7 protein-coding genes are annotated in these 6,919 nt (G+C 60.0%); 6 read left to right on the top strand and 1 reads right to left on the bottom strand.

The features are described 5' to 3' along the window. Positions 1-129: 129 nt before the first annotated feature. From VN887_12380 to VN887_12390, 3 genes are all read left to right on the top strand, one after another. On the top strand, positions 130-1,137 hold the full coding sequence (locus VN887_12380; protein HXT40801.1) for a DUF4097 family beta strand repeat-containing protein: 1,008 nt from the start codon (positions 130-132) through the stop codon (positions 1,135-1,137). A 294-nt stretch (positions 1,138-1,431) separates the two neighbouring features. Beyond that, positions 1,432-1,755 (top strand): STAS domain-containing protein, encoded by a 324-nt coding sequence (locus VN887_12385; protein ID HXT40802.1) that lies wholly within the window; start codon positions 1,432-1,434, stop codon positions 1,753-1,755. Positions 1,756-1,931: 176 nt separating this feature from the next. Next, positions 1,932-3,962, top strand: coding sequence for a hypothetical protein (locus VN887_12390; protein ID HXT40803.1), 2,031 nt, complete (start codon positions 1,932-1,934; stop codon positions 3,960-3,962). A gap of 210 nt (positions 3,963-4,172) precedes the next feature. On the opposite strand, the gene VN887_12395 is transcribed toward VN887_12390, so the two are convergent. After that, positions 4,173-4,865: a methyltransferase gene (locus VN887_12395; GenBank protein ID HXT40804.1), complete on the bottom strand. Its 693-nt coding sequence runs from the start codon at positions 4,863-4,865 to the stop codon at positions 4,173-4,175. Positions 4,866-5,061: 196 nt separating this feature from the next. Between VN887_12395 and VN887_12400 the strand changes: the two genes are divergently transcribed. The 3 genes from VN887_12400 to VN887_12410 all read left to right on the top strand — a co-directional run. Next, positions 5,062-5,859: a hypothetical protein gene (locus VN887_12400; GenBank protein ID HXT40805.1), complete on the top strand. Its 798-nt coding sequence runs from the start codon at positions 5,062-5,064 to the stop codon at positions 5,857-5,859. 61 nt (positions 5,860-5,920) lie between these two features. Next, positions 5,921-6,367, top strand: a complete 447-nt coding sequence (locus tag VN887_12405) for a zf-TFIIB domain-containing protein (protein ID HXT40806.1) — start codon at positions 5,921-5,923, stop codon at positions 6,365-6,367. 290 nt (positions 6,368-6,657) lie between these two features. Then, positions 6,658-6,919 (top strand): NAD-dependent epimerase/dehydratase family protein (locus tag VN887_12410; protein ID HXT40807.1); only part of this gene is annotated, 262 nt, incomplete at its 3' end.

A 6,919-nucleotide genomic window follows, 5' to 3' on the forward strand; every position in this document is an offset into this window, starting at 1 on the left:
CGCCGTTGCACGGATAATTTAGTTTGGAAAACTGAAACTTTGCCACGATTGTCGGTGTTGTCTGCTCCAGAACCTGGATTGCATCCTCAATCCCGGCGTCGGGACAACAATCGAATCGAAAGATAAAACATGAAGACGAACAATGCTCGCGCCACTTTCCTGTTTTGCGGCGCCCTGCTGGCCGGCGCGTCCACCCTCGCGGCGCGCGATGTTGAAGACAAAATGCACCAATCGTTCCCGGCGAAACCGGGCGGCAAACTCGTGGTCGAGGCGGATCGCGGTTCCATCGAAGTCAAGCCAGCCGATGTGGAACAGGTCGAAATCGACGTTTCCCGCAAGGTCGGCCGCGAAAGCGAGGCGGCGGCGCAGGACATCCTGAAAAACCATGAAATCAAGTTTTCCAAGGACGAAGACACGGTTCGCGTCCATGCGGAGTTCGCGAAGGACTGGAAAAGCAGCTGGCGCGACAAGGGGCGCAACCTGCAGGTGCGTTACGTGATTTCGGTGCCGAAAAAATTCAACGTGGATCTCAAGACCGCCGGCGGCAGCATCAAGGTCGCTGACCTGGTCGGCGAAGCCCGCAGTCAGACGGCCGGAGGGAGCCTGAGCTTCGGACAGATCGAGGGGCCGATACAGGGCCGGACCGCAGGGGGCAGCGTCGCTGTGGCCGGTTGCAAGGGCGATGTAGATGTCGAAACCTCCGGGGGCAGCATCAAGCTGGGTGAAGTGTCCGGGAACACAAAGGCGCACACTTCGGGAGGCTCGATCACAGTCGGAAAGTTGAGCGGCAAATCCGTGGTGAGCACCACCGGTGGCAGCATCGACGCGGCCGACGTGGGAGGCTCGCTGGACGCCTCGACTTCCGGCGGATCCATCACGGCGCGAATTTCGGCGCAACCTGGCGGTGACTGCCGGTTCCACACTTCGGGAGGCAGCATCAAGGCGAGTCTGGCGGAGAATGTCGCGGTCGATGTGGACGCCCGGACAAGCGGCGGGCGCGTAGTGACAGACTTGCCGGTGACAACGATTGTGAAAGGAGAACACAAGCCGAATATTCTTCAGGGGAAAATCAACGGCGGTGGTCCGGCTTTGTCGCTGGAAACCAGCGGCGGAAGCATTTATCTGAAAAAACAGTAACGAACGCCGCGCGGCATTCCGCGCTGTCCACCGTTTTTCAAACTCACGTCAAACCAAAGCGGGTGACGTGTCTTCATCCCCGGCGCATGCGCTGCCGCGTCCATGTAACGCTTCAGCGCTCATCGCCGCGAGTGCCCCTTATTAGCTAACCCAAAGTGGGGATGGCGCGCCTTGTTCGGAATTGATAGCTTCACGTCGTGTTGGTTGTTTGCACAGATGTAACTTTACAGTGCGCGCCGGTTCTGTTATGCAAGCGGGCGCGTGGCGGGACGGTTTCAGTTTGCGTCAAGAAGTATGAAATTTGAAATCAGAGGAGAAACACTGAGCGTTGTCGGCGTCAGGGAACTGGGAGCTGATAACTCGCAGGCTTTTCGCGAGCAGGTTCGCGCGGCTTTGCCCGATGATTCGAAGAACATCGAGATCGATCTCTCGCAGACGAGTTTTCTCGACAGTTGCGGACTGGGCGCGCTGATTTCGTTGCGCAAGATGGCCACCAGCCGCAACGGCAAAGTTCTGCTGCTCAACCCGCCTCCGCGCGTGCAACTCCTGTTCGATGTGACGCGCATGCAGAACATCTTCGAAATCGTCAAGGCCGGACCGGCTTCGTCGCCGGCGTAGTTCCTCTGCCGCGCATTCCTTTGCGCCGGTTTTGACCGGGGGCTTTGTTCGAACGGTTGCGTCCGACAAACGATCTGTTCCCGTCGCAAACCCGCACTTTGCGCGCTGGAAATTCCCCTGCCGCCCGGCGCTTTTTTGGGTTGAGAAGCGTTCCATGTCCCGGGAAACTCGTCCGCATGATACGGAAAAGCCTGTTCGCGTCGTTGATGGCGGTCGCCGCGACTCTTTCATCGGGACTTCTCGAAGCGCAATCTCCGCGCCTCGAAGTCATCCACGCGATGCTTCAGCGGCCGGACGATCCCTGGCCGCGTGACAAGGGCCATGTCGTACTGGCCATTCCCGGATGTTCCGAAGCGGGCAAGGGCTATCACGAACCGGGCGGCAGTTTCAGTCCGGGCTTCGGCAGCTTCGGCGTTTCCATCTGGATCACGGACAACGACGGGAAAATTCTGGCAACCAGTGGCAGCCTGCCGATGGACGAAATCCAGCAACAGTTTGTCTGGCTGACGAACCGGAAACTGCCGGCGATTCAGACCACGACCCCGTATTACCGCGCGCGCTGGTCGTTCGCCGGCGACAGCCGCTGGCAACTCGACCTGAATCTCGCGGCACAAAACGACGCAAGGGCCTTTGTTGTCATTCGCAGCGTCGGCCCGGCGGGGGGCGCGGTCCGGTTGCTCGACTGGCACGATCCGCAGTTGCGGATCAACGAACGGTGGTCCGTCTCGCCAAATCCGGCTCCCGCGTCGGTTTCGGTCGGTGACGAAGAGGTGGAAAACTGGAAAGTGTCCGGCTCCGGATTGAACCGATATGTCAGCGAGGATGGCTGGGGTTTTGCGCGCTTTGAACTGCGCGGAGCGCGTGACTGGACTTTCACCATCCGCGACAACCTCCTGCCGCCTACGACGCCGCTCGCCTATTCGTCAACCCTGGCCGGACTCGAGCTCAACCTGCCCGATCCGAAATTCACGAACAGCCTGAATGCGCAGGTGGCGCATTTGATGATGGGCCTGGTGAACAACGAGACGCGGCCCGGCGATCCGAACAACTATCCGCTCAACTGGCTGCGTGACGGCGCCTACTCGATCGTCGCGCTCGCGCGCGCGGGACAACTTGAGGTGGCGAAACAACTTTGCCGGCCATTCGCCGAGCACGATTTCTTCGGCGGGTTCGGTTCGGAAGCGGACGGTCCCGGCCTCGCGCTCTGGGCGCTCGGGGAAGTCGCGGCCATTGCGCGCGACAAGGAGTTCGACCGGTGGCTTTGGCCGCACGCGAAGCGCAAAGCCGGGTTGATCCTAAAAATGCTTTCCACTACCGAACCGCTGCGCGAACCGTACTCCGGTCCAATTGTTCCGGCACACACCAACCGCGACGACCTTGACCTTGTCTGCGATGCCGCGAAAGACGGACTCATCGCGGGCAGAATGGACTGGCAGCGGCCGGTTCTCTTCGTCAACGCGGTGAGTTATCGCGGCCTGAACAGCGCGGCGGAACTCGCGGACCGATTGGACAAAACGGCCGAGGCAAACGACTGGCGGGACCGCGCGGCAGTGCTGAAGCAGGCATGGGCAACAGCGTTTGGTTCATCGGAAGCCGACAACGAGCGCACTTACATCTGCGGCCTGTACCCGACGTGGATCGTCACCGACAAAGACGCGTTTCAAAACAAACTGGCCGGACGCCGTGCCAAATCACATGACGACGAAGATCGCCTGAAGGACGAACCGCTCTGGACCTATTTCAACGTCGCGGAGGCGCATCAATGGCTTGTGCTTGGGCAGCCGGAGAAAGCGTGGAGTGATCTGCGCTGGTTCTGGGACAACCAGGCGTCGCCGGGTTTGTTCACCTGGTGGGAAGGCAAAGACGAGGAGAACACGTTTCATCGCTGGGAACAGGCGCGTGGCTGGGTCGCGCCGCCGCACGTCACGCCGCATTACTGGACCGCCGCCGAGATGTTGCTGCTCCAGCTCGACATGCTCGCCTACCTCGACGAATCCGGCGGAGAACCAGCGCTGGTGGTAGGCGCAGGCATTCCGAAGGAATGGCTCGATATGACCATGGGCGTGAAGGGGCTTTCGACGCGACTCGGCAGAGTGGATTGGGAATGGCGCAAGGGCCGAATGACTGTCTGGATTCGCGGTGAGAAGTGCGCCGTGAAACTGGGACCGGCTTTTCCCGGAGACGCCAAGGTCAAGGTGAAGGATTAGCGGCTCGTCCATCCGGCTGCGTTTCCGTCACAGGGAAGGCGGACTGTCGCAAGGTGCTCCTCTATCCTGACACTTGCGACCCGGCCGACGATTCGACACAAGTGTTCGGGAGAAAGCGAAACGACGGATGGAAGCGGGACCTTTCGTGCGGCGGGCGTTCGCGCGTCCGGTGGCGTGCCGCCGGTTGTTGTTGTTGGGTTTCCGGTGTCGCTACCGGTTCAGTGAGCATCGATAGACAAACGCGGGTGGAACGTTCTTCCACACGATGCGACTGGTCTTCACCTCTGCAAAATGGCTCTCCAGACGTTCGCGGAAACGGCGCGCTCGCGGCAGCCAGCGGGCATGCACATAAGTGAACGTCATGAACATCCCGTCCGGTGCGAGCGAGGCGAGAATTGCCGAGAGGATCTGTTCCTGCACTTTCACCCGCATGTTCGCCCATGGCAATCCACTGATGATGTAGTCGGCCTTCGTCCGGCGATGTTGTGTGAGGTATTTCTGAATCTTCTCCGCGGAATCGTGATAAACGCACAAGCCGGGGAAGCGCTGGCGCAGACCGCGCACGTGCTCGTCATCCAATTCCAGCGCCAAAAACGCGGTATGTCGGCCGATGCGCTCGAGAATAGGGCGGGTAAACGCGCCCGTACCCGGACCGAACTCGACGACCGTCCGGGCCCTTTTCAGGTCGCATCCGCAGAGCATGGCCTGCGCGAGCGCGGGAGAACTGGGTGCGAGTGAGCCGACACGTGCCGGCTCGCGCAGGAACGCGCCGAGGAACCGCAGCCGCTCCGCCACCGCCGGGTCAAGCTTGCCCAACAGACCGGGGGAAGCTCCGCTTGCGGTGTTGCCGCGCGTCCGCGCGTGGACTGCGGAATAATTATTCATGCCGTTCGTCGCGCCCATTCCCGGAGGTTTTCCCGTTGCGCCTTCCCGGATTGATCTCTGCTTCCGGGTTTCCCCGTCAAATATGACTGAATAAAAGATGATGAAGCGGGGCGAGCCGCGCAAGCCAATCCTTCGGAAATTTCCGGCGCGAGGCTGAGAACGATTTGGACGATTGCACGCGGCGACGAAGTGGGCTATTTCTCTGAAATCAATTGTGAACCCGGAAACTGAGCCTCCGCGTCCGAACCATGTGCTGGCGACCTACCGTTGGCCGCTGGTGGTCGTGATCGTGGCACTGATCGCGCTGTTTGCGTTTCTGACTTTCCTGTGGGTCACGAAGCGCACTTACGACGAAACCCTCGTTCGCGGTGGCAGGGCCGGGGAGTATGCGGTGCGAAAGGCGGAATCGATTGCCGAAAAATTCATGAGCGGCAATATCACAAAGACATTCATCGCCGCCATTCCGGAAATCTCGTCCACGGGCGCGGGCAACCTCGAACTGGCCACAGCCGGACAGACGGAGATTTTTCGCGCGCAGGATGAGAAGAGCATTTTTTGGGACAAGCTTTACCTCGGCAGGACGGTTTCCGAAATCCGCGTGCCGGCGACGTACCGTTACCATCTGAGGTTGTCGGATCCCTGGCGACTGGACGTGTCCGGCCAGACATGCATCGTCATCGCCCCTGTCATCCGTCCCAGCCTGCCGCCGGCGATTCACACCGATCAAATGGAAAAGAAATCCGACGAGGGCTGGGGCCGGTTCAATGCCCGCGAGCAAATGGCGGATCTCGAGAAGCGCATTACGCCGACGCTCTCCCAATACGCTGCGGACGGACGGCACATCGCCCTGGTGCGCGAACAATGCCGCAAAACCGTGGCCGAGTTCGTGAAGACCTGGCTGCTCAAAGAAGACCAGTGGCGCACCGACCGTTTTCACACGATCAAGGTCATTTTCGCCGATGAAACTAACGCCGTGCCGGAACAAATCACACCAACGATCCAGTTGAAATAATCCGCGACGACCGGTTGCAGTCCCGATAGGTTTGCGCCGCAGCCGATAACCCACAAGATCCATGAAATGCCCCGCCTGTTTCAACCCTCTCACCTCTGTGACCATCGGCAGACTGACTGCGGATGTCTGCCGCGGCAGCTGCGGCGGCGTGTGGTTCGACGCGTTCGAGCTTCAGCAGGTGGATGAACCGGACGAGTCAGCCGGGGAATGGCTGGTCAACATCGAGCGGGACTCGAAGCTGCGCGTGGATTTCAACCGCAAACGCGCCTGTCCGAAATGCGACGGCTTCACACTCAAACGGCGTCATTTCAGCGCGAAACGGCTGGTGGAAATTGATGAATGCCCCGGCTGCGGTGGTTGCTGGCTTGATGCCGGCGAGCTGGGAAAGATTCGCGACGAAACGGGTGAAACAACGCGGCAAAAGGAGGCTCTGGCGGCCACACAACTCCGGTTGACCGCGCCCGTACTTCGTTATCTTTACCAAATCCGGGTGGACGCTGGAAAATAGCACGGCCATCAAGCCGGCGAGTTGCGATTGCGTCACGGTTTCGCGCCGAAAGGTGCAGTGGCTCAGTCAAAGTGGCACAATGGAATGAATCAACGTGAGGAACCGCGCGTAAAAGTCTTAACAGGTTCCCGAAGCCGCCCAATTCAGGGATCCTCCGCATGGCCAAGGTCGCGATTCGTCAAGCCCGGGTTCGCCCTCCTTCGCTTTTGTAGAATCGCTCTCAGAACAGCGGTCTTGCGCGCAGCAAATTAAATTGAATTTGCGCGGTTAAAATATTCAATAACCAGGTCATGCGATGCTTTGTCACCGGCGCGTCCGGGTTCATCGGCGCAAATCTCGTCCATGAGCTGGTGGCATGCGGCCATTCTGTGAAGACATTGCTGCGGCCGAATACCGATTTGCGCGGATTGAAGGGCGTGGAGTTTGAGCGCGTCAGCGGCGACATCGGCGACCGCGCAATGCTCACCGCCGCGATGCGCGGCTGCGATTGGTGCTTTCACGTTGCGGCGAGCTACCATCTCTGGCTGCGCGATTACGCGCCGATGTACACCG

Source organism: Candidatus Angelobacter sp., from assembly GCA_035607015.1.
Classification (GTDB): Bacteria; Verrucomicrobiota; Verrucomicrobiia; order Limisphaerales; family AV2; genus AV2.